At 63.9% G+C, this 26,477-nt stretch carries 19 protein-coding genes; 6 read left to right on the top strand and 13 right to left on the bottom strand.

Translation table 11 applies throughout. The features are described from left to right. Positions 1 to 53: 53 nt before the first annotated feature. The 3 genes from JQ624_RS17270 to JQ624_RS17280 all read right to left on the bottom strand — a co-directional run bounded on the left by JQ624_RS17270 (position 54) and on the right by JQ624_RS17280 (position 4,608). Positions 54 to 1,649: an ABC transporter substrate-binding protein gene (locus JQ624_RS17270; RefSeq protein ID WP_212420097.1), complete on the bottom strand. Its 1,596-nt coding sequence runs from the start codon at positions 1,647 to 1,649 to the stop codon at positions 54 to 56. A 237-nt stretch (positions 1,650 to 1,886) separates the two neighbouring features. Beyond that, the gene (locus JQ624_RS17275) at positions 1,887 to 3,437 is read right to left on the bottom strand and encodes an AMP-binding protein (protein ID WP_212420098.1); all 1,551 of its coding nucleotides are present in this window, start codon (positions 3,435 to 3,437) and stop codon (positions 1,887 to 1,889) included. 16 nt (positions 3,438 to 3,453) lie between these two features. Further along, complete coding sequence (locus tag JQ624_RS17280; protein ID WP_212420099.1) at positions 3,454 to 4,608, bottom strand: iron-containing alcohol dehydrogenase; 1,155 nt, start codon at positions 4,606 to 4,608, stop codon at positions 3,454 to 3,456. A 482-nt stretch (positions 4,609 to 5,090) separates the two neighbouring features. Between JQ624_RS17280 and JQ624_RS17285 the strand changes: the two genes are divergently transcribed. From JQ624_RS17285 to JQ624_RS17295, 3 genes are all read left to right on the top strand, one after another. After that, on the top strand, positions 5,091 to 6,266 hold the full coding sequence (locus JQ624_RS17285; RefSeq protein ID WP_409334343.1) for an efflux RND transporter periplasmic adaptor subunit: 1,176 nt from the start codon (positions 5,091 to 5,093) through the stop codon (positions 6,264 to 6,266). Continuing rightward, positions 6,263 to 9,418 carry an efflux RND transporter permease subunit gene (locus JQ624_RS17290; RefSeq protein WP_212420101.1) on the top strand — a complete coding sequence of 1,052 codons (3,156 nt, stop codon included), beginning with the start codon at positions 6,263 to 6,265 and terminating at the stop codon, positions 9,416 to 9,418. Before JQ624_RS17285 ends, JQ624_RS17290 begins: the two co-directional genes overlap by 4 nt. A 302-nt stretch (positions 9,419 to 9,720) precedes the next feature. Then, positions 9,721 to 10,914, top strand: a complete 1,194-nt coding sequence (locus JQ624_RS17295) for an ABC transporter substrate-binding protein (protein WP_212420102.1) — start codon at positions 9,721 to 9,723, stop codon at positions 10,912 to 10,914. Between the two features lie 237 nt (positions 10,915 to 11,151). Here the strand turns inward: JQ624_RS17295 and JQ624_RS17300 are convergent, their stop codons facing one another. The 3 genes from JQ624_RS17300 to JQ624_RS17310 are packed head-to-tail and all read right to left on the bottom strand — an operon-like array spanning position 11,152 to position 15,372. Further along, entirely contained in the window at positions 11,152 to 12,237 is a 1,086-nt protein-coding gene (locus JQ624_RS17300; protein ID WP_212420103.1) for a lipocalin-like domain-containing protein, read from the bottom strand. Then, positions 12,227 to 14,689, bottom strand: a complete 2,463-nt coding sequence (locus tag JQ624_RS17305) for an ABC transporter permease (protein ID WP_212420104.1) — start codon at positions 14,687 to 14,689, stop codon at positions 12,227 to 12,229. Before JQ624_RS17305 ends, JQ624_RS17300 begins: the two co-directional genes overlap by 11 nt. After that, positions 14,686 to 15,372, bottom strand: coding sequence for an ABC transporter ATP-binding protein (locus JQ624_RS17310; RefSeq protein ID WP_212420193.1), 687 nt, complete (start codon positions 15,370 to 15,372; stop codon positions 14,686 to 14,688). Before JQ624_RS17310 ends, JQ624_RS17305 begins: the two co-directional genes overlap by 4 nt. Positions 15,373 to 15,634: 262 nt before the next feature. On the opposite strand from JQ624_RS17310, the gene JQ624_RS17315 reads away from it, so the two are divergent. Continuing rightward, the gene (locus JQ624_RS17315) at positions 15,635 to 16,909 is read left to right on the top strand and encodes an MFS transporter (RefSeq protein ID WP_212420105.1); all 1,275 of its coding nucleotides are present in this window, start codon (positions 15,635 to 15,637) and stop codon (positions 16,907 to 16,909) included. A 219-nt stretch (positions 16,910 to 17,128) separates the two neighbouring features. On the opposite strand, the gene JQ624_RS17320 is transcribed toward JQ624_RS17315, so the two are convergent. Next, on the bottom strand, positions 17,129 to 18,871 hold the full coding sequence (locus JQ624_RS17320; protein ID WP_212420106.1) for an amidohydrolase family protein: 1,743 nt from the start codon (positions 18,869 to 18,871) through the stop codon (positions 17,129 to 17,131). A gap of 97 nt (positions 18,872 to 18,968) precedes the next feature. Next, complete coding sequence (locus JQ624_RS17325; RefSeq protein ID WP_212420107.1) at positions 18,969 to 20,186, bottom strand: MFS transporter; 1,218 nt, start codon at positions 20,184 to 20,186, stop codon at positions 18,969 to 18,971. A 175-nt stretch (positions 20,187 to 20,361) separates the two neighbouring features. Between JQ624_RS17325 and JQ624_RS17330 the strand changes: the two genes are divergently transcribed. Beyond that, positions 20,362 to 21,603, top strand: coding sequence for an ATP-grasp domain-containing protein (locus tag JQ624_RS17330; RefSeq protein WP_212420108.1), 1,242 nt, complete (start codon positions 20,362 to 20,364; stop codon positions 21,601 to 21,603). 117 nt (positions 21,604 to 21,720) lie between these two features. Here the strand turns inward: JQ624_RS17330 and JQ624_RS17335 are convergent, their stop codons facing one another. Then, complete coding sequence (locus JQ624_RS17335; RefSeq protein WP_212420206.1) at positions 21,721 to 21,939, bottom strand: hypothetical protein; 219 nt, start codon at positions 21,937 to 21,939, stop codon at positions 21,721 to 21,723. Positions 21,940 to 22,044: 105 nt separating this feature from the next. On the opposite strand from JQ624_RS17335, the gene JQ624_RS17340 reads away from it, so the two are divergent. Further along, positions 22,045 to 22,293 carry a hypothetical protein gene (locus tag JQ624_RS17340; RefSeq protein WP_212420109.1) on the top strand — a complete coding sequence of 83 codons (249 nt, stop codon included), beginning with the start codon at positions 22,045 to 22,047 and terminating at the stop codon, positions 22,291 to 22,293. 104 nt (positions 22,294 to 22,397) lie between these two features. On the opposite strand, the gene JQ624_RS17345 is transcribed toward JQ624_RS17340, so the two are convergent. The 4 genes from JQ624_RS17345 to JQ624_RS17360 all read right to left on the bottom strand — a co-directional run bounded on the left by JQ624_RS17345 (position 22,398) and on the right by JQ624_RS17360 (position 26,426). Next, positions 22,398 to 22,688, bottom strand: a complete 291-nt coding sequence (locus JQ624_RS17345) for a hypothetical protein (RefSeq protein WP_212420110.1) — start codon at positions 22,686 to 22,688, stop codon at positions 22,398 to 22,400. A 6-nt stretch (positions 22,689 to 22,694) separates the two neighbouring features. Further along, positions 22,695 to 22,934 (bottom strand): transcriptional regulator, encoded by a 240-nt coding sequence (locus tag JQ624_RS17350; protein ID WP_212420111.1) that lies wholly within the window; start codon positions 22,932 to 22,934, stop codon positions 22,695 to 22,697. A 114-nt stretch (positions 22,935 to 23,048) separates the two neighbouring features. Then, positions 23,049 to 24,053, bottom strand: a complete 1,005-nt coding sequence (locus JQ624_RS17355) for a DUF6925 family protein (RefSeq protein WP_212420112.1) — start codon at positions 24,051 to 24,053, stop codon at positions 23,049 to 23,051. Positions 24,054 to 24,179: 126 nt separating this feature from the next. Beyond that, a complete protein-coding gene (locus JQ624_RS17360) occupies positions 24,180 to 26,426 on the bottom strand; it encodes a TonB-dependent receptor (RefSeq protein ID WP_212420113.1) in 2,247 nt (748 codons plus the stop codon). Between the last annotated feature and the right edge of the window lie 51 nt (positions 26,427 to 26,477).

Below are 26,477 nucleotides of genomic sequence, written 5' to 3' on the forward strand. Positions count from 1 at the left end.
TTTTCTTCACGCGAACCGGATCCCACTTCGCTCGAAAACGCTATGGCTGGACTTTACTTGTCCATCCAGACGTCTTCGTAACGATAGCCGTTGTACGAACTGTTCACCATGATGGTGATACCCTTGACATAAGGATGCCAGCAAGAACCCGCGCGGCTGTGGAGGATGGTCGGCCGCGCCACGTCTTCCTGAAGCTTCTTGTCGATCTCCCAGACCAGCTTCTTGCGCTTGGCAACATCCTTTTCCATCGACTGCTGATCGAACAGCTTCTCGATCTCCTTGTTGCAGTAATTGGTATAATTCCGCTCCGATCCGCAGGAATAGTTCTCGTAGAACGACTGATCGGGATCGTCGACGGCGTTGCCGGTGAGGTTGAGGCCGAGCGAATAATCCTTGCGGGCGACTTTCGGGAACCATTGCGCGGTGTCAACGACGTCGAGTTCGCCATCGATATAGATGCTCTTGATCTGGTCAATCAGGATGACGGCGGGATCGCGGTAAAGCGGAATGTTGCGGGTCGAGATCTTGACGGCGAGGCGCTTGTCCGGGCCGTAACCCGCCTTCTGCATCAGCTTGCGCGCCTCCTCCCGGTTGGCGTTGACGTCGGGGCCGTAGCCCGGAATCGATTCCAGCATTTCCTTCGGCATCGCCCACAGGCCCCCCGGCGCCGGAAGCATGACGCCGCCCATGTCCGCCTGGCCTTCGTACAGGATCGAGATGAACGCCTTGCGATCGAGCGCGAGCGAGAGCGCGCGGCGAATGTCGATATTGTCGAACGGCGGAGAGGTCGAGTTGACAATGATGTTGGTCGAAACGTTGATCGGCTCGACCACGCAGACCGCGCTGGGTGCCTGCGACTTGACCTCCTTCAGCAGCGGGATCGACACCTCGGTCGGAAACGTCATGTCGAATTTCCCGGAGACAAATCCGAGAATCGCCGTCGAGCGGTTGGTAATAATGGTGAATTCGATGCCGTCGAGATGCGGCAGGCCCTTCTTGAAGTAGTCGGGATTCTTGGTGAGCTTGATCGACTCGTTGGCCTTGAACTCGACGAATTTGAACGGGCCGGTGCCGATCGGGTGCGTGCGCATCTCGCCCGGCGAGACGTGGCAGGGATAGACCGGCGTGTAGCCGGACGCGAGCAGCGAAATCAGCGCCGGCTGCGGCCGTTTCAGGTTGAACGACGCTTCGAAATCGCCGTTGACGGTCACCTCGCTGACCTGATCATACCAGGACTTTCGCGGGTTCTGGCGGAACTTCTGCTGCGACTTGCCCATCAGCATGTCGAAGGTGCATTTGACGTCGGCCGACGTGAACGGCTTGCCGTCGTGCCATTTGACGCCTTGCCGCAGCTTGAAGGTCAGTTTCTTGTTGTCGCTGCTCCAGGCCCAGCTCTCTGCAAGATCGGGGACGATCGAATCCACGCTGTTTTGCGCCACGTCCTGCTTGAACATGACGAGGTTGTTGAAAACCGGCATGAAGGGAATGTTGATCGAATAGGTCGCGCCCTCGTGGATCGATGCGCTGCCCGGGCTGTCGCGGTGATAGACCCTGAGGATGCCGCCCTGTTTCGCCTCGCCCGCCGTTGCCACGTCAAAAGCCGGCAGCAATAACAATGCCGCGACGGCAAGCGCTTGCACGCTCCGCATGATCCCCTCCACTTTTTTCGGTCTCAAATGGCCGATTGGTATCGACGATACCACGGCATAGCGTTGGGGCAACCGGCCAAGGCAATGCGGGGATTGGCAATTCGGACTAATCGAAAATCCGCCTGCCGGAACTTGCGATGATTTGCCGCCTATCGCCGGAATCCAGCCGCTTCGTTGCAGCGCGGTCGTTGCATCGCAACCCCCCAAGTTGCTTCGGCTGAAGATGGCCCCATGTCGCTAGACGATCCGCGAGGTCTTGTTGCCCCAATAGCGATCGCGCAACAGGCGTTTGTAGAGTTTTCCGGTCGGAAGCCGCGGCAGCTCGGCCTCGAAATCGATCGAGCGCGGCACTTTCTGGCGCGATAGCGACTGGCTGCAGAAGGCGATCAGCTCGTCGGCCAGTTCCGGTCCGGGCGAAACGCCGGGCATCGGCTGCACCACCGCCTTCACTTCCTCGCCGAGATCCGGATTGGGCACGCCGAACACCGCCGCATCCGCGATCTTGGGATGGGTGATCAAGAGGTTCTCGCATTCCTGCGGGTAAATGTTGACGCCCCCGGAGATGATCATGAAGGTCGCGCGGTCGGTCAGATAGAGATAGCCGTCATCGTCGACATAGCCGACGTCGCCGACGGTGCTCATGGTGCCGTCGGCCGAGCGGGCCTCCTGGGTCTTGGCAGGATCGTTGAAATATTCGAACGGGCTCGCGGTCTTGAACCACACCGTGCCCGCCGTGCCCTTCGGGCAGGGCTTCATGTTCTCGTCCATGATGTGGAGGTCGCCGAGCAGCACCTTGCCGACGGTGCCGCGATGCGCCAGCCATTGCTCCGAATTGCAGGCGGTGAAGCCGAGGCCTTCGGTGGCGCCGTAATATTCGTGGATGATCGGTCCCCACCACTTGATCATGTCGTCCTTGACCAGCGCCGGGCAGGGCGCGGCGGCATGGATCGCGATCTCAAGTGAGGAGAGGTCGTAGCGCTTGCGCACATCCTCCGGCAATTTCAGCATCCGCGAGAACATCGTCGGCACCAGCTGGGTATGCGTGATGCCCCATTTTTCGACGAGCTGCAGATATTGCTCGGGATCGAAATGCTCCATGATCACGACGGTGCCGCCGATGCCGATGGTGAGGTTGACGGCCGCCTGCGGCGCCGAGTGGTAGAGCGGCGCCGGCGACAGATAGATCATGCCCTCGCGATACTGCCAGAGCTTTTCCAGGAAATCGAACAGCGGCAGTCGCTGGGTCGGCGGCTGCTCCGGCAGCGGGCGCAGGATTCCCTTGGGGCGGCCGGTGGTTCCGGACGAATAGAGCATCGCCGTGCCGATGAATTCATCGGCAATCGGCGTATTCGGCATATCCGTGGTTGCAGCCTGCAGTCCGACGATGCGATCGCTTTCGCCTTCGCCATCGGCGACAATGCAAAGTTCGACCTTGGGGCATTCCTTCAGCGCCTCGCGCGCGACGTCAAGCTTGGCTTTTGACGTGATGAGGATGCGCGACTGGCTGTTGGTGAGGATGTAGGCGAGTTCACCCGCCGTCAGGTAGGAATTCACGCAGGTATAGTACAATCCACTCCGTTCGCCCGCGGCACAGGCTTCGAAGTAGCGGCCGTTGTTCTCCATGAAGATCGAATAGTGGTCGAGCCGCTTGAGGCCATGGTTGCGAAACAGATGCGCCAGCCGGTTGGAACGCGCTTCGAGCTCGCGATAGGTCACCGTCTCGCCGGTGGATGCCATGATGAAGGCGGGTTGAAGCGGACGAAGATGAGCATGCTTCCCGGTGTACATGTTGGCTTTGATCTCCTTACGCGGCCATATCCAGAATCTCGCGCACCTGCGCCGGTCCCTCGATCTTGCGCGGGTTGCGCGGCACCCACGGCGTTGCCATTGCTGCCAGCGCGATGCGGTCGAAATGCTCCGGTCCCACTTTGACGTCGCGCAGGCTGCGCGGCATGCCGAGGCCTCGAATGAATTCGTCGAGCACGTCGCCGGCGTCCTCGTTCGGATGTCCCATGGCGGCTGCGATCTGCGCCTGCCGCTCGGCGTTGGCTGATTTGTTCCAGCGCATCACCGACGGCAGCATCACGCAGGAGGTGTAGCCGTGCGGCACGCCGAACTCGGCGCCGAGCACGTAGCCGATGCCGTGGCTGGCGCCCATCGGCACGCCGGAAGCCAGCGGCCCGGTCGAAAGCCAGGTCCCGATCTGGCAATCCATCCGCGCGTCGAGGTTTTCGGCATCGGCCTTCACCCGCGGCAGTGCCTGCGCCAGCATCGACAGACCCTTCAGCGCCTGGGCGTCGCCGTAAGGGTGCGCCTCGCGCGAGCAGATGCCCTCGACACAATGATCGACGGCGCGGATGCCGGTCGAGAGCCACAGCCATTCCGGCGTGTGCAGGCTGAGCCAGGGATCGAGGATCACCGCGCGCGGCATCAGCAGCGGATGGCGCAACGCTTCCTTGACCTTGGTCTTCTCGTTGGTGACTCCGGCCGTGGCGGAGAACTCGCCGCCGGCAATCATCGTCGGCACGCTGATCTGGCGCACCTTCGGAGCGGCGAGCTGTGGCGAAGCGCCGCGACCGGCCCTGATCCTGTCGATGTTATCGGGATAGCGGATATCGTTGGCGAGGCAAAGCTGCACCGCCTTGGCGCCATCGGTGATCGAACCGCCGCCGACGGTAACAATGATGTCGGCGTCGGCGGTGCGGGCCTGGTTTGCCGCGGCAATGACCGCCGCGCGCGGCGTATGCGGCGGCATCGCGTCGAACGTGCCGGCGCAGCGCGCCCCGAGCACGCGGCGGATGTTCTCGATCTCTTCGGTTTCGCGGTTCAGCGTGCCGCTGACCATCAGAAAGGCGCGCTTCGCGCCCAGCCGGTTCAATTGTTCGACAATCGCCTCGGACGCCGGCCGCCCGAACACAACCTCTTCCATCGCGCCGAATACGACACGCCCTTGATGCACGGCTGTCCTCCCCGGACATGTTGGCCCTTGTTGCGAGCCTTGGCGCCAAGGTTAGCGGAGGAAATTCCCGGCGTCATGTCCGAAGGTGATGCTGTCGCCCGTAGGATGGGCGGAGCGCAGCGATACCCATCGCCATGCGCACCGGTGTTGATGGGTATCGCTGCGCTCCACCCCATCCTACGACTGCGCCGCGGCGCTTTCATGCAGTCACGTTTTCGTCATCGGCCGGCGATTAGCTGACCGTTCGTTGCAACGCGTTCCGCGGTCGTCGCAGTGCGGAAGATGGGTGGCCTGCGTGGTGGTGCAGGGCGTTGCCTATGCGAATGCATAACGATTGTGCTTGATCCCTGCGACTTCTTGACGAGACTGGAAACCGATCACATCTGTGGCCTCCGCCATGGTTCCACGGCGGCTTTCATCCATCAGGGATGTCGAGAGGGAGATGGGGTTTGACTGCAACTGAGCAATTGAAACGTCGGGCTTTGCCGGCAGAGGTCGACGTTCGCTCACCTCATGGCCTCAAATGGTTGGCCTCGCTGCTGGCGCTGGCGCTGTCGGCTTGCGGCGACAAGCCGCCGCAACAGCCGGCAGCGGCGGCGCCGCCCGTTACGGTCGCGCAGCCGGTGAAGCGTACCGTTACCGACTGGGACGAGTTCACCGGACGGTTCGAGGCAGTGCAGGAGGTACAGGTTCGCGCCCGCGTCGGCGGTTTCGTGACATCAGTCGAATTCCGCGACGGCGCCATCGTGCGCGCCGGCGATCTGCTTTACGTGATTGACGCCCGTCCGTTCGAGGCGGTCGCCGAGCAGGCCGATGGCCAGTTGTCGGACGCACGCGCGAAAGCTGAACTCGCCAAGCGCGAACTCGACCGCGCCCTGACGCTGAACCAGACCCAGGCGGTATCCGATTCCATCGTCGACCAGCGCCGCCAGACCTTGCAGGCGGCGCACGCCGCGGAAATGCAGGCCGAAGGCGCGCTCAAGGCCGCCAAGCTCAATATCGAGTTCACGCATGTGATGGCGCCGATCACGGGCCGGGTGAGCCGCCATCTGGTCACGCCCGGCAACCTCGTGCAGGGCAGCGAGGGCGGCGCGACGCTGCTTACCTCGATCGTCTCGCTCGATCCGATCTACATCTATTTCGACGTGGACGAGGCGACGTACCTGCGAAATAGCCGGCTGTGGTCCGAAGGCAAGCGGCCAAGCTCGCGCGATACGCCGAACCCGGTCGAGGTGACGCTGACCGGCGAAACCAGGCCCTCGCATGAGGGCAAGATGGATTTCCTCGACAACCGCCTGGATGTCTCGACCGGGACGCTGCGCAGCCGCGCGGTGATCCCGAACAAGGATCTCTCGATCCTGCCGGGGCAGTTCGGCCGCGTCCGCATCATCGGCAGTGCACCCTATGAAGCCCTGCTGCTGCCGGATACGGCTGTCGCAACCGACCAGTCGCGCAAGATCGTTTTCGTCGTCAAGGACGACAATACGGTCGAGGCGAAGCCGGTAACGCTTGGGCCGCTCGACGAGGGCCTGCGTGTGATCCGCGAGGGGCTGAAGCCTGAAGACCGGGTGATCGTTGACGGCCTGCAGCGAGCGCGCGTGGGTGCGAAAGTCACCCCGCAGACGGCCGAGGTCAAGCCGGCCGGTGGCAAGACATGAATCTCGGCCGGCTCTCCATCAACCAGCCCATCCTGGCGATGGTGCTGTCGATCGTGCTGCTGATTGTCGGCGCGATCGCCTACACCACGCTGCCGGTCTCGGAATATCCGCAGGTGGTGCCGCCGACGGTGGTGGTCACCACGCAATATCCGGGCGCGTCGGCGCAAACCGTCTCCGATACCGTCGCCGCTCCGATCGAGCAGGAAATCAACGGCGTCGAGGACATGCTGTATCTCTACAGCCAGGCGACCTCGAACGGGCAGTTGACGATCACGGTGACGTTCAAGCTTGGCACCGATCTCGACAAGGCCCAGGTACTGGTCCAGAACCGCGTCGCGATCGCGCAGCCGCGGCTGCCCGAAGAGGTGCAGCGCAACGGCGTCGTCACCCGCAAGAACAGCCCCGACATCCTGATGGTCGCGTTCATGCTGTCGCCGGACGATACATTCGACCAGCTCTACATTTCCAACTATGCGCTGCTGCAGGTCCGCGACCAGTTGCTCCGGCTCGACGGCGTCGGCGACATCCAGATTTTCGGCGCGCGCGACTACTCGATGCGGCTGTGGCTCGATCCCGACAAGATCGCCACGCTGGGCCTGACCGCGAGCGAGGTGTTGGCGGCGATCCGCTCGCAAAACGTGCAGATCGCGGGCGGCCAGATCGCGGAACCGCCGATTGCCGACCGCGCCTTCTCGCCGAATCTCACTTTCACCGGCCGGCTCAAGGACCCGAAACAGTTCGAGGAGATCGTGGTCAAGGCCGGCGCCGATGGGCGCACGGTAAAACTGCGCGACGTCGCGCGGATCGAACTCGGCGCGCTGGCCTATACCACCAACAGCTTCCTGCTGCGCAAATCCGCCGTCGCCATGCTGGTGACCCAGCGGCCGGGCTCGAACGCGCTGGCGACCGCCAAGAACATTTCGAACACCATGGAGCGGCTGAAGGCGAGCTTCCCGAAAGGGCTTGACTACAATATCGGCTACAACCCGACCGAATTCATCGCGCAGTCCGTCAGCGAGCTGATCAAGACGATCTACGAGGCGATGGCGCTGGTCGTGATCGTGGTGCTGGTGTTTTTGCAGGGCTGGCGGCCCGCCATCATCCCGATCATCGCGATTCCGGTATCGCTGGTCGGCACTTTTGCGGTGATGGCGGCGCTGGGATTCTCGATCAACAATCTCACGTTGTTCGGTCTGGTGCTCGCGGTTGGCATCGTGGTCGACGACGCGATCGTGGTGGTCGAGAATGTCGAGCGCCATCTCGAGCACGGCATGAGCCGCCGCGATGCGGCGCTCCGCACCATGGAAGAGGTTGGCAGTGCGCTGGTGTCGATTGCGCTGGTGCTGTGCGCGGTGTTCGTGCCGACGGCGTTTCTGGGCGGCATTTCCGGGCAGTTCTTCCAGCAGTTTGCCGTCACCATTGCGGTCGCGACCGCAATCTCCTGCTTCTGTTCGCTGACACTTTCACCGGCGCTGGCCTCGCTGATCCTGCAGCCGCATGAGGACAAGCGGCCGCCGGCGAGCTGGAATGTCATCGCGCGCGGCTGGGACGCGTTTACCGGCGTCTTCAATCGCGGCTTCGATCGGCTGGCACACGGCTATGCCAGCGCCGCCGATTTCGTGATCCGGCATTCGGTTCTGATGCTGGTGCTCTATGCGGCGCTGATCGGCAGCGCCGGGTGGCTGTTGATGACCACGCCGCAAGGTTTCATTCCGGCGCAGGATAGAGGCTACGTCATCGTCTCGGTGCAATTGCCGGGCGCGGCGTCGCTGGCGCGCACCACCGAGATCGTGCGTGAGATCGAGCGAATTGCGCTGGATACCCCAGGCATCATTCGCGTGGCGGCGTTTGCCGGCTTCTCGGGCGCGACGAGGACGCAGGCAAGCAATGCCGCGGCGCTGTTCCCGGTGTTCGAGGATCCGGAGGAACGTCACAAGAAGGGGCTTTCCGCAGGCGCGATCGCCAACAATCTGCGCATGCGGCTGGCAAGCATCAAGGGCGCCTTCATCATCGTCATCCCGCCGCCCGCGGTGCCCGGCATCGGCACCGGCGGCGGCTTCACCATGCGGATCCAGGATCGTCAGGGCCGCGGCTCGGAAATGCTGGCGGCGGCGACCGACGAACTGGTCGGCGCGGCGCGCAAGGCGCCGGGTCTGACCCAGGTGTTCTCGCCGTTTGCCGCCAACACGCCGCAACTGTTCGTCGACATCGATCGCGTCAAGGCGCAGAAGCTCGGCGTGCCGATTGCGAACATTACCGACACGATCCAGACCTATTTCGGCTCGTCCTATGTCAACGACTTCAACCTGTTCGGCCGCACCTACCATGTCACGGCGCAGGCCGATCTGCCGTTCCGGAAGGAGACCTCCGATCTGGCGCGCCTGCGCACCCGCAATGCCGCCGGCGACATGGTGATGCTCGGCAGTGTGGTGAGTTTCCGCGACATCGCAGGGCCCGACCGCGTCGCGCGCTACAATCTCTACCCCGCATCCGAGTTGCAGGGCGACACGCTGCCGGGCACCAGTTCGGCGACCGCCATCAACACCATGAAGAAGCTGGCCGAGGATACGCTGCCGAGCGGTTTTTCGTTCGAATGGACGGATCTGTCGTATCAGCAGGTTACCGGCGGCAACACCGGCCTCTACGTGTTTCCGATCTGCGTGCTGTTCGTGTTTCTGGTGCTGGCCGCGCAATATGGCTCATGGAGCCTGCCATTCGCGGTCATCCTGATCGTGCCGATGTGCCTGCTCGCCGCCACCATCGGCGTGCGGATCATGGGGCAGGACGTCAACATCCTGACCCAGATCGGCTTCGTGGTGCTGGTGGGGCTTGCGGCCAAGAACGCCATTCTGATCGTTGAATTCGCGCGCGATATCGAACTCGAAGGAAAGCCGCGGCTGGAGGCCGTGATCGAAGCCTGCCGGCTGCGCTTGCGCCCAATCCTGATGACGTCGTTTGCCTTCATCCTCGGCGTGCTGCCGCTGGTGATTTCCTCGGGCTCGGGGTCGGAGATGCGGCAGGCGGTGGGCGTAGCCGTGTTCTTCGGCATGCTCGGGGTGACGCTGTTCGGCCTGATCTTCACGCCGATCTTCTATGTGATTGTGCGGAATCTGGCGGACGGGAAGCAAGGCAAGAAATCAGCGACGGCGTGAGTGCGCAGGCTTCATTCATCCGGTCATTCTGGGATGCGCCGTAAGGCGCAGGCCCGGAATCCATCGGGCCGCATAACCTGTAGAGAAGATGGATTCTTTGATGTGCAATTGCACATCAAAGTTCGCGCTTCGCGCGCCCTCAGGTGCGCAATTGCGCACCGGGAAATGACGGATGAGGCGGCGGCGTACGCCTCGCCTTCAAGAGTTCCCATACTTTTGACTGATCCGAAATGGATGGGCAGGTACGGGGTTATTGAATAGTGTTGCCAGGTTCCTCTGACAAAAAATTCCGGGAGAAAAAAATGAAGTCGGGATTGTTGGCCGCCGTTGCGGTGGGTGGTCTTTTGCTCGCCGCGCCGGCATCGGCGCAGGGCGTCAAGATCGGTATTCTGAACGATCAGTCCGGCGTCTATGCCGATTACGGCGGCAAATGGTCGTTCGAGGCCGCCAAGATGGCGGTCGAGGATTTCGGCGGCGAGGTGCTGGGCCACAAGATCGAAGTCGTCTCTGCAGACCACCAGAACAAGCCGGATCTCGGCACCGCCATCGCGCGGCGCTGGTATGAGGTCGAAGGCGTCGACATGATCACGGAGCTGACGACCTCTTCGGTCGCGCTCGCGATCCACGAGCTTTCGAAGGAAAAGAAGAAGATCGACATCGTCGTGGGCGCGGCGACCTCGCGTCTCACCGGCGATTCCTGCCAGCCCTACGGGTTTCACTGGGCCTACGATACCCATGCGCTGGCCTACGGTACCGGCGGCGCGCTGGTGGAATCCGGCGGCGACAGCTGGTTCTTCATGACCGCGGACTACGCGTTCGGCCATGCGCTGGAAAAGGACACCGGCGATTTCGTCAGGGCCAAGGGCGGCAAGGTGCTCGGCGCGGTCCGCATTCCCCTGAACACGGCGGACTTCTCGTCGTTCCTGCTGCAGGCGCAGAGTTCGAAGGCCAAGATCATCGGTCTCGCCAATGCCGGTCTCGACACCACGAACTCGATCAAGCAGGCGGCGGAATTCGGCATCGTCAAGAGCGGTCAGAAGCTTGCCGGCCTGCTGCTGACGCTTGCCGAAGTCCACGGCCTCGGGCTTGAGGCCGCGCAGGGCCTGGTGCTGACGGAGGGCTATTACTGGGATCGCGACCCCAGGAGCCGCAACCTCGCCGAACGCTTCTTCAAGCGCACCGGCCGCATGCCGAACATGATCCAGGCCGGGACCTATTCGGCGACCTTGCAATATCTGAAGGCGGTCAAGGCGGCCGGCACCAAGGACACCGACGCGGTGGCGAAGAAGCTGAAGGAGCTTCCGGTGGACGACGACTTCGCGCAAGGCGGCAAGGTGCTCGAGAACGGCCGCATGGTGCACGACCTCTATCTGTTCGAGGTCAAGAAGCCGTCTGAATCGAAGAAGCCGTGGGATTACTACAAGCAGCTTGCCGTGGTGCCCGGCGACAAGGCGTTTCCGGCGGCGAAGGATTCCGGCTGCCCGCTGGTAAAGTAGGTCTCTACGTCGTCCCTGCGAACGCAGGGGACGACGGGCGTAGATGCCGTAGGGTGGGCAAAGCGAAGCGTGCCCACCGTCTCGCAGTTCGTTCGCTGATGGATGGTGTCGCTTCGCTCCTCTGCCCACCCTACGAGTCCGGTCGTCCCTGTTTCTGCAATGCGTCGCAGGGACGACGAACCGGGGCCCATCCTACTTTGCATGGGGTTGTTTTCGATATTTTGTGTCTGGGCCGCTCTAATAGCCCGTCATCTCCAGATAGCCCACCCCGGTGTGGCTGCCGGCAAAGCGGATCGGGCCTTCCCAATAGGGAAAGCTCGTGCCCATCCAGCTTCTCGGATTGAGCGGCCTGCATTCGATCGCAAGCGCCGTTTTCGCAATCGCGATGCGCCATGCCGTCGGAATCTTTCGTCCCTCGATCTCGGTGACGATCAGCGGGGTCATGACGATGTCTTCGGAGCCGAGCATCTCGGCCGTGCCGTCGGGCGCGATCCATTTGCCGGAGCGGTAATGCTGGCCGTCGGTCTGGCGCATCCGGTACAGCATTAGTTTGTCGCCGGAATTGAAATGCAGCGAAAGCCAGTCCCATCCGCTTTGATCGGAGGCCAGCGGCTGGCTGCTCCACTCGCGATCGAGCCAGGCCTGTCCGGTCACTTCGACTGGCTTGTCGTCGATGGTAAGGATGCCCGTCGCCGTATAATGCGGCTGGCTGTAATAATAGGAGGCCTGTTCGCGCAGTGATTTGCGGCTGTAGCCGCCATCGCCCTGCAGCACCAGCGGCCGATCCGCATCGAGGCGCAGCGCGTAGCTGAAATCGGCGCCCGATGCTTTCAACTCACACGGTGCGATATTGTCGTCGTTCACCGGATCGAGCCCACGCATCGCCCAGGCATCGATCCAGGCGTGAAACGGCTTTGCGTCGACGCCGGCCTGGCCGACCCCGCCGCGCGCGAACGCCTGGCTGAAGCGATGGGTATCGGCGCGGGTGACAGCGGCATGGCCCATCCAGATTTGCTGGTTGGCCCAGCCCGCCGGCGGGCCGCCCGCCGCGATCGCCTGGCGAAACAGCGTCCATTGGGCGCCGTAGGCCGCTCCACGCGCATCGGCGAGATTGGCCGTCACATACCACCACTCGATGCGAAATTCCGGATGTGGCCCGTGGTCGGCGGGAAATGCGAATGTCCTGCCGGGCACGACCGGCGCAAATCCATCCGCGCTTTCACCCAGCCCGGCGAAGCCCTGCGCGAGCGCCTTGCCGCCCAGTCCTGCGAGGAGCGTGCCGCCGATGAAGCCGCGGCGGGTGATCGGGGCGCTACCTTTCATTGGCGAAAATCCTGATCAGGCTCGCCGGCTGCATGCGCGCCAGGCGGATGACGGGAAGCGCCGCAGCGGCGAGGGCGGCCGCCATCGCGACGCCTGTGAGCCACAGCAATTGCAGCGGAAAGACGTGAAACGGCAGCCGCCAGCCGAACGCCTTGACGTTGACGACCGCGAGCAGACACCACGCGACCAGCAGGCCGAGCGGAAGCGCGAAGATGGTAGTGATCAGCGCCACCGACATCGTCTTCAGAAGCTCGATCGCCGCGAGCCGCCGCCGCGTGATGCCGATCGCCCATAGCGGCGCCAGTTGCGGCAGCCGGGAATTGGCAAGCGTCAAGAGACTCGTCAACAGCGCGACGCCGGCGACGCCGAGCGTGAAGGCGTTCAGCGCGGCGGTCACCGCAAAGGTGCGGTTGAAGATCCGCGTCGATTCCGCCTTCATCGTCGCCTGGTCGGCGACATTGCGGTCGTCGAGGGCGAATTTTTCCTGCAGCGCCGAGATCAGCGCCGGAATTTTCGGGGGCGCGACCCGCAATCCCATGCGCGTCAGCGGGATTTCCGGAAAGCGCCGCGTCAGCGCGGCGAAGTTCACCGCGATCTGGCCCTTGGGGTTGCCGTAATCGGCGTAGATGCCGACCACGTCGAGCGTCCAGTTTCCGCCTGACGCGGGCACCTCGATGCGGTCGCCGACGGAAAGGTGCAGGCGCCGCGCCAGTTGTTCGCTGACGAGGGCCGCGTTGCCGGGGCGCAGCTTGATCCAGGGATTGTCGGCCGACTGCAGCAGCGGCCAATTGTCGCGATAGGTGGCGTGATCGGGCAGTCCCAGCACCTCGACCGGCGCGTCCGCCAATTGCGTATCGGCGCGGCCGCCGGGCAGGATCGCCTCGACCTCGGGACGCTCGCGCAGCCACGCCTTGATCTCGACCGCCTGTGCGTCGTTGGCGGCGTTGACATAGACATCCGCCGCCAGCCGCCCGTCGAGCCAGACCAGAAAGGTGCGGCTGAAACTCTCGACCATGGTGGAGACGCCGACATTGACTGACAGTGCGAGCAGCAGCGCCATCAGGGCGAGCGACAGCCCGGATAGTTGCTGACGGCTGTCGGCCCAGAACCAGATGCTGACCGGGGCCCGCGCATAGCGCTGGCCAAGCGACAGCATGAGTTCCAGAAACATCGGCAGGATCAGCGCCGCGCCGAGCATCAGCGCCGCGAGCACGGCAAAACCCGAAATCAGGGAATCGCCGAACCAGAGCAGGCATGCCGCGGCGGCGAACGCTGCGAGCGCCAGCGTGCTCTGGTAGGTCAGCCAACGCCGCTGCGCCTGTTGCCAGGCGAAAGGCTGGGCGGTGGCGAGCAGCGGCAGCCGCAACGCCTTGGTCAGACTGGCGGCTGCCGCAGCGAGCGCGCCTGTTATGCTGATGGCGATACCCGCGATCCACCATTGCGGCTTGAGCGTCAGGTGTCCCGGAATCTGCGCGCCATAGAGCCCGCGCAGGGAGGCTGCGACGTCGGGCAGTAACGCGCCGGCGATGAAGTAACCGCATACGAGGCCAATCAGCCCCGCGATCAGCGCCAGCGACACCAGCTCAAGCACCAGCACGGCGTTGAGCATCCGCGCCGACACGCCGCAGGCGCGCAAGGTGCGCAGCACCGGCAGCCGCTGTTCGAAGGCAAGCCCGATCGCCGAATTGACGATAAAGAGTCCGACAAAGAATGACAGAAAGCCGAACGCGGTCAGGTTCAGGTGAAAACTGTCGGTGAGGCGTTCGAGGTCGGTCTCTGGATCGGGTTCGATCAGGCGAAACGTGTCGCCGGCGATGCTTTCAAGCGGCGCGCGCCTTCCCGCCGCCTTGCCGATCAAAAGACGCGAGAGCTGATCCGGCATCTTCAGCAGATTTTGCGCGATGCCGATGTCGACGACCAATACGCCGGGCACCAGGTTCGGTTGCACGCGAAGCGGCGGCAGCCATGTGCCGCCATTGGCCTGGGGGCGGGCGCCCTCCGCGAGTTTGAGATCGGAAAGCGTTTCGGGCGCCACCAGCATCGCACCCGGCGGCGTCATGAAGGATTGCAGATCGGCCTTGCCGATCGCAGGCGCGTTGCCGACTTCCGCGGGCAGCGTCACCGGTTCGATGCCCAATAGCCGGAACGACCGTCCCTCGATCTGGATCCGGCCTTCGAGCGCCGGCGAGACCGGCCAGCCGGCGCGGCGCAAATCGACGAAGAGCTTTTGCGGAAAGCTTGCGCCGCTACGGGCGGCCAGCATGGCGGTGCGCGTCCCGCCAAAGGTGGCGGCGGCGCGATCGTAGGAGGTGCGCGCCTGCTGATTGAGTGCCTGAACGCCGCTCCATAGCGCGGTCGCCGAGATCAATCCGATCAGCAGGGTCGCAAGCTGCATCGGGTGCCGCCGCCAATGGCTCAGCAATACGGCCAGCGTCCACAGCGCGCGCTTCACGCGATCACCCCGGCATGAAGGTTCACCCGCCTGTCGAGCGTAGCGGCGAGCCTTTCGCTGTGCGTCACCATCAGAAAACCGCAGCCGCTGCGCGTCACCAGATCGCGCGCCAGCGCCAGCACCTCGTCCGCGGTGTCCTCGTCGAGATTGCCGGTCGGCTCGTCGGCCAGCAGCAGCAGCGGCTTTACGGCCAGTGCCCGGCCGATCGCGACGCGCTGTTGCTGGCCGCCGGACAATTGCTCGGGATAGCGTTTGAGGAAATTGCCGAGCCCGAGCCGCTCCACCAGTTCGCGGTGCCAGGCCGCGTCGTGACGGCCGGCAATCCGTGACTGGAAAACCAGGTTGTCTTCCACCGTGAGACTCGGAATCAAATTGAATTGCTGAAACACCAGGCCGAGCCGGTCGCGGCGCAACTCCGCGCGCCCGGCATCGTTGAGGTCGCAGACCTGTGCATCGGCCAGCCTGATCTCGCCGCCATCGGCGGCATCGAGGCCTGCGATCAGGTGCAGGAGCGTGCTCTTGCCGCTGCCGGATTCGCCCGTCAGCGCGACGCTCTCGCCCGCGGCGACCGACAGGTTCACCCCGCGCAATACCGCGACCTGTTCGCCGGCTGTGCGGTAGCTCTTGGTCAGGCCGGTCACGTAAAGCACCCGACCGGTCACACTGGGATTGCCGTTGGTCATGCGCGACGATGGACCGATCTGACCATGAAAATCCCCTGACGTGATGGCATGCAGCATATCAGGGCGCGTGGCCCGGATCACGGCCTCAATCGCGCCGCGACGTGATCGTGATCCGGTTGCGGCGCGCGCCTGCCGTAGCAGCCGGCAGTTGCGGAGCGGGGCGTCAGCGGAAAAATCCCGGTTGCCTTGCCCGCGAGCCCCCTTGTACCATTGGAACCGGCCGATCTTACAGAGCCTGCAAAGATAAACGGGGAAACCAGCCATGACCGCGCAACCGACGCCGAAGGGCGCCTGGAAAATCACCTTCCTGTTGTTCCTGTTCATGCTGGTGAACTTTGCCGACAAGATCGTGGTCGGCCTCGCCGGCGCGCCGATCATGGACGAACTGAAACTCTCGCCGGACCAGTTCGGCCTGCTCGGCTCCTCGTTCTTCCTCCTGTTTTCGATCTCGGCCATTGTCGTCGGATTCATCGTCAACCGCGTTGCCACCCGGTGGGTGCTGCTCGCGATGGCGGTGATCTGGTCGGTGGCGCAGTTTCCGATGGTTGGCACCGTCAGTTTCACTACGCTGCTGATCTGCCGCATCATCCTCGGCGCCGGCGAGGGGCCGGCATTTTCGGTGGCGGCCCACGCGGTCTACAAGTGGTTTCCCGACGAGAAGCGAACGCTGCCGACTGCCATTCTCTCGCAGGGCTCGGCCTTCGGCGTGATCCTGGCGGTGCCGGCGCTGAACTGGATCATCGTCAATCACAGCTGGCACTACGCTTTCGGCGCGCTCGGCGTGGTCGGCCTGATGTGGGTCGTGGCGTGGCTGGTGATGGGCAAGGAGGGACCGTTGGTGCAGTCGGTCGCGATGGCCGCAGCCGATCCGCGCGTTCCCTATTTCCAGCTCCTGACCTCGCGGACGTTCATCGGCTGCTGCGCCGCGACCTTCGGCGCCTATTGGGCGCTGTCGCTCGGGCTGACCTGGTTCACGCCCTTCATCGTCAAGGGGCTCGGCTTTTCGCAAAAGGATGCGGGCTGGATTTCGGTGCTGCCCTGGGTATTCGGTGCGACCATCGTGCTGCTGACCGGATGGATTTCGCAGGTGATGCTGGCGCGCGGATTCACGACGCGCGGCGCGCGGGGCGTACTCGGCTCGGTGCCGCTGATCGTCGGTGGATTGATCCTTGCCGTGCTGCCGCATGTCAACGGCGCCGGGCTGCAGATCGCGTTCCTCGTGGTCGGCTCGGGCCTCTGCGGTTCGATCTATGTGGTCTGCCCGCCGATGCTTGGTGAGTTCACGCCGGTCCAGCAGCGCGGCGCCGTGCTCGCGATCTACGGCGCGATCTATACGCTGGCGGGGATGATTGCTCCCTCGGTGATGGGGGTCGTGATCCAGAACGCGGCGGTACCGCTTGACGGCTACATGACCGGCTTCACCATCAACGCCGTGATCATGGCGGCGTCGGGCCTGCTCGGACTGCTGCTGCTCTGGCCGAACACTGAGCGCAAAAGGTTGATGGCCCAGGTGGCGGCGCGGCCGAAATTTGCGTGAGGCGAATTCGCAATAACTCCGTCGTCGTCCCTGCGAACGCAGGGACCCATACTGCGTGATCTATCGATGAAGCGTGGTGACTGACGTTGTGCGCTGGCCAAATGCGGCGGTGAGCAACCGAGCCGAAGCCGTCTCCCCTCGTGCCCCTTACATGGGCCGCGGCGTATGGGTCCCCGCGTTCGCGGGGACGACAACGAGTTCGTTGAACCAGCGCCGCACCTAATTCGCCGCCGCGTCCGGCTGCGGCTTGGAGCCCTGCGCGCCGCGTACCAGTTTGCCTGGGCGGGCGCCGGTGGCGTTGCCGCCGCGCTGCGTCACCACGCCGGAGACGATAGTGGCGTCGTAGCCATCGACCTGTTGCATCAGACGGCGGCCGCCGACCGGCAGGTCGTAATGCACCTTTGGCGGATGCAGGTGCAGCTTGTCGTAGTCGATCACGTTGACGTCGGCCTTGAAGCTAGGCGCGATCACGCCGCGGTCGTAAAGGCCGACCGAGAGCGCGGTCTTGCGCGACTGCGCGGCCACCACGAACGGGATCGACAGTTTTTCGCCGCGGCTGCGGTCGCGGGTCCAGTGGGTCAGGAGATAGGTCGGGAAGCTGGCGTCGCAGATGATACCGCAATGCGCGCCGCCGTCGGAGAGGCCCGGCACTGAATTCGGATCGCGCAGCATCTCGCGCGTCGCATCGAGATTGCCGTCGGCGTAGTTGAGGAACGGCACATAGAGCATGCCGCGGCCGTCATCCGTCAGCATCGCGTCATAGGCAAGTTCTTCCGGTTGCCGGCCCTGGCGCTTCGCCTGCGCACCCAAGGTATTTTCCGGTGGCTGTTCGTAGTCAGGGGGATTGCCGAGCAGGTATATCTTGTCGTAGTTCGGCCGGAAGAACAGCGGATCGTCGGTGGCGGTGGCGTGCTCGCTCAGAATTGCTTTCCGCACGTCCGGCTGACGCAGGCGCGCGAGCCGCTCGGTGAGCGGCAGATGCGCGATCGCCTGGTAGCTCGGATGGGTCTGGAACGGGTTGCGCGACAATTCGAGCCCGAGCATCAGCCCGACCGGGCGGGCGGCGATCTGCGCGGTGATCGACAGGCCGCGCGCGGAAGCGTCTCTGATCGTGTCGAGCGTTTGGTGCCAGCGCTGCGGCGCCCTGTCGTTCTGCGTGATCGAGAACGAGACCGGGATTTTCGTGTTCTCCGCCACCCGCAGCATCATCGGCAGGTCTTCGTCGATGCCGGAGAGATCGAGCACGAACTGAAAGACGCTGCGGCCTTGCGCGTGCATGGCGGCGGCGATCGCCGTCAGTTCGTCCTCACCGGCTTTGAGCGTGGGCGTGAAGTCACCGGTCGAGGTGCGGTGGTTGAGCGTGCGCGAGGTCGAAAAGCCGAGCGCGCCTGATCGCACCGCATCAGCAGCCAATGCCGCCATCGCCTTGTTGTCCTCGGGCGTGGATGGATCCCGTCGTGCGCCGCGTTCGCCCATCACGTAAACGCGCAGCGCGGCGTGTGGCAGTTGCGCGCCGATATCCATGTCGAAATTTCGCTTTGACAGCCACTCCATGTAATCCGGAAAGCTTTCCCAGGCCCAGGGAATGCCGGCGCTCAGCACCGGCTCCGGGATGTCCTCGACGCCCTCCATCAACTGGATCAGCCGGACATGGTCGGCCGGACGGCAGGGCGCAAAGCCGACGCCGCAATTGCCCATGATCGCCGTCGTGACGCCGTTCTGCGACGAGGGCGTGATGTCCTGGCTCCAAGTGACCTGGCCGTCATAATGGGTGTGGACGTCGACAAAGCCCGGCGTGACCAGTTTGCCCTTGGCGTCGATTTCTTCCTCGCCCTTCGCGGTGACCTTGCCGACCTCGGTGATGCGGCCGCCGGAGATCGCCACATCGGCTTCGAACAATTCGCCACCCTTGCCATCGGCAATAGTGCCGCCGCGGATCACGAGGTCGGGGGTCGAGGTCATGGCTTCCATCCCGGTTCTGTTTTGTTGGCGCATGATCCGATGCTGTCAGATGCTGTCAACCGCCGCCGGTGAGGCTCAGGAATGCATCGCGAGGCGTCTACGCCCTGGCGGGTTCCGCCGGCTTGCGGTCGGTGACCAGCGCCAGCAGGACCGTCAGCACCATGAAGACGACGGAAGCGCCGAACACCCAGTGCGGCAGGCTCTGGTCCATGATCCAGCCGAACAATAACGGGCTGAGGATGCCGCTGAAATTGAAGCCGGTGGAGACGATGCCGAAGGCGCGGCCCGCCGCGCCTGCCGGTGCGGCGTTGCGGACCAGCATGTCGCGCGAGGGCGCGATGACGCCACCGAGGAATCCGGCCAGCCCCATCGCGGCGGTCAGCACGGCCGACGGCAGGTTGATCGTCGCAATGACCGTGATGATGACGGCGTTGATCGCAAAGCAGGCGGCGGCGACATTGCCGTGGCGCTTCGTGCGGTCGGCGAGATAGCCGCCGGCCAGCACGCCAACGGCGCTGGCGCCGAGAAAGGCGGTCAGCGCGATATTGGCGGCCGAGAATGTCACGCCATAACCGCTCATCAGCGCCACCACGCCGAAATTGCTGATGCCGGCATTGGACAGGCCGAGCAGCATGAAGAAGATCGTCAGCACGATGATGGCCGGCGTGACGATGCTCTGCTGCGGCGCCGACGCGCCGCCATCGGTCTTGCGATCGGCCGAGCTTGCGTCGGGAATGCGGACCGCGATCAATAGCAGCGCCGCAACGGGGCCGACCGCGCCGGCCACCATCAGCGCGCCGAGACCGCCGACAGTCGCCACCAGCGCGGCCATGATCGCGGGCGCCACCGCGCCGCCAAGGAAGCCCGCAAAGGTGTGGACAGAAAAGGCGCGGCCCATCCGCGCTTCATCCATATGCGTCGACAGGATCGCATAGTCGCACGGGTGATAGACGCTGTTGGCAAGGCCGAGCAGCGCGGCGCAGACAATCAGCGAGACGTAGCTCAGATGCAATCCGAGCATGATCAGCGCCACGCCGCCGACGGTGAGCCCGATCAGCAGGACTTTTCGCGCGCCGATATGGTCGGCGAGGTAGCCGATCGGCGCCTGCGTCAGGCCGGAGACAACGCCGAATACGGTCAGCGCGAAACCGAGCTCGATATAGCCGACGCCGAGTTGTTCTTTAAGGAAAGGAAACAGCATCGGCAGCACGAAGAGATGGAAATGGCTGACCCAATGGGCGACCGAAATCGCAGCCAGCGTACGCAGCGAAGTGTCCGCCTTGGCTTGTTGCGGTGCGGCCAGAATGTCGACCATGTCAGCTCAAAACCCCGTAAAGATAACGGCCCGGCTGGGGCGTCGGTGAAAATAGGGGCCAGCCGTTATTTGTCCATGAATAGCGATGCATAGCTGCCCCTGCGGAGGGCAGGGCCGCGCGAAATCCGTCATTAAATCGGGAGACAAAGGCGGCCTGGCGCGGCAATGATCCGGCATGCCTGATCCCGCAAAACCGCTCCGGGTGCTTGTCTCCGAAGGTTCCTCCACCTCGGCCCGGGAGGCGATTACGATTCTGGGTCTTTCGGGCCATCACGTCGAGGTTTGCGATCCCTCGCCCTGGTGCCTTTCGCGGTTCTCGCGTTTTGTGCGGAAGTTTCACCGCTGCCCGGGATTGCGGGACGATCCTGTCGGCTATCTGGCCTTCGTGGAGCAGCGGCTGGCCGACGGGAAATTCGATGTGCTGCTGCCGACGCACGAGCAGGGGTTTTTGTTTGCCCGGGCGAAGCGGCGCATCGAAGGCCGCGCCGGTCTCGCGCTGCCGAGTTTTGCAAGCTATCGCACCGCGCACAGCAAGGCGGGATTCAGCCGGCTGCTCGATCGCCTGGGGCTGCCGCAGCCGCCGACGCAGATCGTGACGTCAGCACAGCAATTGCGCGAAGCCGTCCGATTTCCCGCCGTCGTCAAGACTTCGGTCGGCACCGCGAGCCGCGGCATCTGGTTCATACGCAATGCCGACGATCTCGAAAGCGCGTTGCATGATCTTGGCGTTGACGTATTCGCCCATGAGGTGCTGGTGCAAGACCTTATCGCGGGCACGACCGAGAAGGCGCAGTCGGTGTTTTGCCGCGGCCAGATGATCGGCTTTCATGCCTATCGGCAGGTCATGCCCGGCGTGGGCGGCGGCGAGGCGATCAAGCAGAGCGTGAGACGGCCCGTGGTTCGCGCTCATCTCGAAAAGGTCGGACAGGCGCTCGATTGGCACGGTGCGCTGTCGATCGACTACATCATGCCCGATGATGGTGACGCGCCGTTGCTGATTGATTGCAATCCGCGTCTGGTCGAGCCAATGAACGCGTATCGGGCCGGGGTCGATCTGGTGGGGCTCCTGCTTCTGATCTCGCTGGGCGCGACGCCGGCCGCGTTGCCCGAGGGACGCGAGGGCGTACTCACGCGTCTGGCGATGCAGGCGCTGCTCGGATGCGGGGCGCGCGGCGGCACGCGACGCGATATTGCCAGGGAATGCGTGCGCCTGTTTGCGAACAGCGGGCCTTATGCCGGCAGCACCGAAGAACTCACGCCGGTGGAAGCGGACTGGATCAGCGCCGTGCCGCTTGCGGCGACGGCGGCATTGCTGCTGGCTTGGCCGAAGTCAGCGATCAAACTCGCGCGCGGCGGTTTTGGCGCGCATCTGCTGGATTTGAAGAGCATTCGGACGATTGAGGGTTTGCAATCGTAGGGTGGGCAAAGGCGCACTTGCGCCGTGCCCACCATCTCTATCGGAATGGTCGGTGTGAATGGTGGGCACGCTTGCGCTTTGCCCACCCTACGACGTAGCAGCTACAAAGTACCAGCGTTACAACGGCTCATCGTCATTGCCGGTGCGGTCGCGCTTCGGCGTGGCGATGTCGCCGTCCTCGTAGTCGTCATCCTCGACTGGCGCACGTTCCGGTTTCTTCGGTTTGTCGTCCGCCGGTTTTGGAGGCTCGTTCTTCCTGCCGGTTCCGCCCATCTGGTGCCTTTTTTGCCGGGTCAATCGGCGTTTGCGCTGCATGCCGATTCGGAGTATCGGCATGATCTCAATCTGATCGCGTCTGGCCGGCATGTTAGCGCTGACCACAAGAACTTTCCTGCCCTTTTTGCGGCGTTCAGTCCAAAAGGGCCTTCACATGGAGCCAGCATGAAGAAGCCCCGCCCTGCGGCGGACGAACCGCAGCCGCGCAAAACCATCCGCGCCGACAAGGCGCCGACCACCGGCTACTCGCTGGTGGTGGACGGTCATTTCAAATCGCATCATGACACGGTCGAGGCCGCCGAGGAGGCGGGCATGGCCCTGAAGAACAAGTTTCAGATGCTTCAGGTGCAGGTCTACGACGCCGAGAACAAGACGCGGTCGATGATCGATTGGCCGGGGCCGGGACGGGCGTAACGCTGCCGCTATCAACTCTACTTTTCGTCGCGGCCGGGCAAAAGCGCAAAGCGCGTCTTCGCGCTTTAGCCCGGGCATGATGAGACACCCGTAAGAGTCCCACCTCAGGTTCGCCGTCCGCCGTTCTGCTGGCTCGCCAGCCAGTCGGACAGGGCCACCGGCTTCTCGTTTGACCGCTTGGTGCCGGCGGGCGCCTTCTTTGCGGCCTTCGCGGCGGGGGCGCGCTGCGGCTCGGCTGCCTCGCGCGCGAGCCGCAACGCCTTCAGCTTCGCCATATTGTCGAGCACGGCCTTGGCGGTGGCGTCGCGTTCGGCCTTGCCGGATCTCGCGTCCTGGGCCGCCCTTGCCACCTTGTCGGCGCGTGCCTGGGCGCGATCACGATCCTCTTTCGTCATTTCAGGTCAGCCTTTTTTCGCGGCCTTGGTCTTGGCCTTGCTTTTGACCGCCGGTTCCGGCGGGTTTTCACGGTCGGCCGCTTCCTTCGCCAGACGCAGTGCGCGCAACTTCTCGGTCCGCTTCCGGATCGCGACGTCGGCAGCCGCGATCTCGGCCATCGCCTTGATGCCTTCGACTTCCTGGGTGCGCTTGCGGTTCAGCCTGATCTCTTTGAGTTCCGCGGCGCTCTTCGGCTCATCGTTCATGTCATACCTCTGAAATCACGACAGATATCGTCGAGCGGTTTTGGGGCGGTTTACCACGGATCGGGGCGCTGAGGATGTTATTTTCGGTCGAAAAAGCCGCACTTTCTTGTCAAATCAGCCTTCATGATGAAGGGCCGCTTCGTCGTCGGCCTCGTCAGGGGCCGCCTGATCGAAGCTCGCAAGCCAGGCGGTCAGCGCGGCTGACGCATGGCCCTGCGACTTCATCTGCCGCAACGCAATGCGGACGCTGATCCGGCCGTGGCGGTCACCGGCCACCGCCGCGGGCGGCTCGCCGGCAAGCACCGCATCGACCACCCGCCGCTTGGTCGCAAGGGCTGTGGGATCGCCGCACGCGGCCATCATCCGCTGAAAGGCATGATGGTGCGTGGCGTCGAACGGCCGGGGCTCACCCAGGCCGTCCCGCGCCGGATGCGGCGGATAGAGATGCGCGCAGGGAACGAGACCTTCAGGGACCGGTTCGGTGGCGGGATGGGTGCGGCCGCTTTTCAATAGCCTCGGCAGCACATGGGTGTGGGGACCTTCCGGGCTCTTGCCCGACGGCGGCGGGATCGGCTGATAGACCTCGATGCGGCCGAGCCGGCTAATGAAGACGCGGTGCGGATTGGCAGCGAGAATCATTGCCATGGCGGGATTGCCAGGTTCGAACACGGCGCGGCCGGCGTGCTCACGCAAACGCGCGGCGAGGCTGCGATCGCCGATCCGAACGCAGAAATCCGCCTGCAACGCGCCGAGGCCGAGGTCGAACAGAACGGAATCCCGATCTGCCTCCCGCGGCGCCTGATGATCGGGGCCGATCTCGGTCAGCGCGATGCGCTGGTTCATGGCGCAATCGTGCGTCGGCAGGCAAAGCGCGACCCTTTGATTCCACCCGGTCTTGGTGATGCCCTCCGACGCAAAGGCGCGGATGGCAGCATGAGGTTTGAGGGCAATGCCGCCACGCGGCGTCACGGCCGAAACGGCGTCAGTCGACTGGACAAGACGCACCGGTTCGCCCGGGTCGCGCGAAAATTCGGCGATAGCGCCGAAGGTGCCGAGGCTCCATTGCGTATCGGGATTGGATATTTCCCGCTGCAGGAGATCGATGGCCGCGGCGCTCATCGCCACCTGCGGAACGGAAGCGGTTCAGGCATGAAAAGGCATTCTCCCGGGCAATGCCAAAGGAGAATACCGTCTCGTCAGGTCAGGACAAGCCGGTCCGGCACAAGGCCGGACCGGCTGTTGCGGTCAGAACGTCGCGCCGGCCTTCACCATGTAGGTTCTGCCGGGCAGCGGATAGGCCGAGAAACGGCCGGGCGTGAACGAACTGGCGATGGCGTAGTCGTAGTACTGCGCATCGAGCAGGTTGTTTACGCTCAGCGACCAGAAGAAGTGTTCATAAGCGCCGCTCAGCTTCAGATCGACGGTGGCGTCCGCCGGAATACGCCGCTGGGTGTTGGCCTGGTCATTGTCCATGGTGCGTTCGCTCCAGGCCCGTACCGTGGCATCCAGCACCAGATAGTTCTGCCAGATATTCCAGGTCACGCCGCCGGTCGCGGTGTAGCGCGACACCAGGGGAACGTCGTTGCCGGCGAACTGCCCCTCGCGAAACACGGCGCGCGTATAGGCCACGCCACCCCTCAGCAGCACGCTGTCGCTGACGCGCAGCGAGGCGCTGGTTTCCGAACCGTAGCGGCGGGTCGGATCGAGATTGACGTTGTAGAACAGCGCCGGGATGAAGTGGATCTCGTTCTCGAGATCCATGTTGTAGATGCTCGATTGCATCTGGAATGCGCCAGCCTTGACGCGGAAGCCGCCTTCGATGTCATGTGATGTCTGGGTCTTCAACTGGAAGGTGCCTGGAAGGAAGAAAGGTCCGGTGGAGACGCGTTCGTCGACATCAGGCGTGCGGAACGCGCGTGCGGCGCGGCCGAACACCGAGAATACACTGTTGAAGCGATGCTCGAGGCCGATATGCAGCGCGTATTGCGTCTCGCTGGAAGCGAGCGGCAATGCCTCAATACCGAAGAGGCCGCCTGGCGCTGTCGGGTCGTAACGGTCGCGGGCCGCCAGATTGGTATTCTGGACGCGGGCGCCATACGAGAAGTCGGTCGTTGGCAACAACCCGACCGTCTGTTGCCAGTAGCCGGCCACGGTCTGTTGCGAAAGGTCATAGACATGGATTGGTGCCGCGCCTTTGAACAGCGGCCGGTCGGAGTGGTAGGTCGCATCGTAATAGTCGATGCCGGTCAGAATTTGGGATGGGACCCCGAGGATTGAGTTCTTGATGCTCAGGCGCGGGGTGATGGACCAGGTCTGTAGGTGAGCGTCCACGTAGTTGAAGGGAATCGTCGGTGAGTTGCCGAAGAAGCCAGCCTGCTGCTTCTTGTCCCTCACGCCGCCATCGACGATCAGATCGACGCCGTTCATAATTGTCTTGGTGAAGCCGGCGGTCGCGCTGGCGCCCTGCTGGTTGCCGTAATCGAACGGCGTATTTGTGCCCCTGCGATCGGTGACGAGTTGATTTAGTCCGATCGAGGGATCGACGGTGCGTCCGCCGGGGAAACCGAGCTTCTGGTCGTCGCCGGTCACCGTCAGGAAGGCCTTGAGGTCGGGTGTGGTGTAATTGAGATTGCCGACCCCGTTGCGCTGATCGAGCGCGTTATTGGCGCGATAGCCGTCAGACTTGATGGCGTTGCCGTAGAATGAGGTCGACCATGGCCCCGAATTCAGCGCAGTCGAAACCGAGGCCATACGCTGGTTGAAGGAGCCGACACCGGCCTCGGCGCGCATGGCAACAGGCGGGCCGCTGACGCCGTTCTTCAGGACGATGTTGACGACGCCGCCGACCGCATTGTCGCCGTAGAGCACCGCGCCGCTGTTGCCACGGGCGATTTCGACGCGCTCGATCGAATTGAGCGGAATGGTCGAGAGATCGACCTGGGCCATGTCGACATCGTTGAGCCGGCGCCCGTTGACGAGGATGAGGGTATTGGCGGTGGCGAACGCGCCAAACCCGCGGAGATCGACCGACGTCTTCGCGCCGTTGACGCCGCCATACAACGACTGCAACTGCACGCCCGGCACCTGCGCAATGATCTCGGGCAGCGTCTGCGACGGCGAATGCGCAATCTCCTCCGCGGTAATCACGGTCGCCGACGCGCCGACGATGCCGGAGAACTGTCGGCCGCCGCTTCCGCCCGCGCCTTGCGAGGCGCTTTGCGATGCGACGTTCGAGCCGGGCCCGGCTGCGGGCCGCGTGCCGGTCGACGGCGCAGCCGCCGGCACGACGCGGTGCGACGTCGATCCTTCATCGTAGGTCGGCTTGGCGCGGGTCCGGTTCGGATCGGTGGGCGAGGTGACCTCGATCGGCGGCAATGGCTCGGACGGCGCCTGCTGGGCCTGCGCGCCGGAAATGCCGAGCGATACGACGGGCACCAGGAAACTGGAGGCAAGCCAGAAACGGCGCTGCCGCGTGGCGGTGATGGAAGACATGGTTCAGACCTCGGTATGACGTCAGTGGCACGTCACAGCGAACCAAGTCTC

This window comes from Bradyrhizobium sp. AUGA SZCCT0283 (genome assembly GCF_018130385.1).
GTDB lineage: Bacteria > Pseudomonadota > Alphaproteobacteria > Rhizobiales > Xanthobacteraceae > Bradyrhizobium.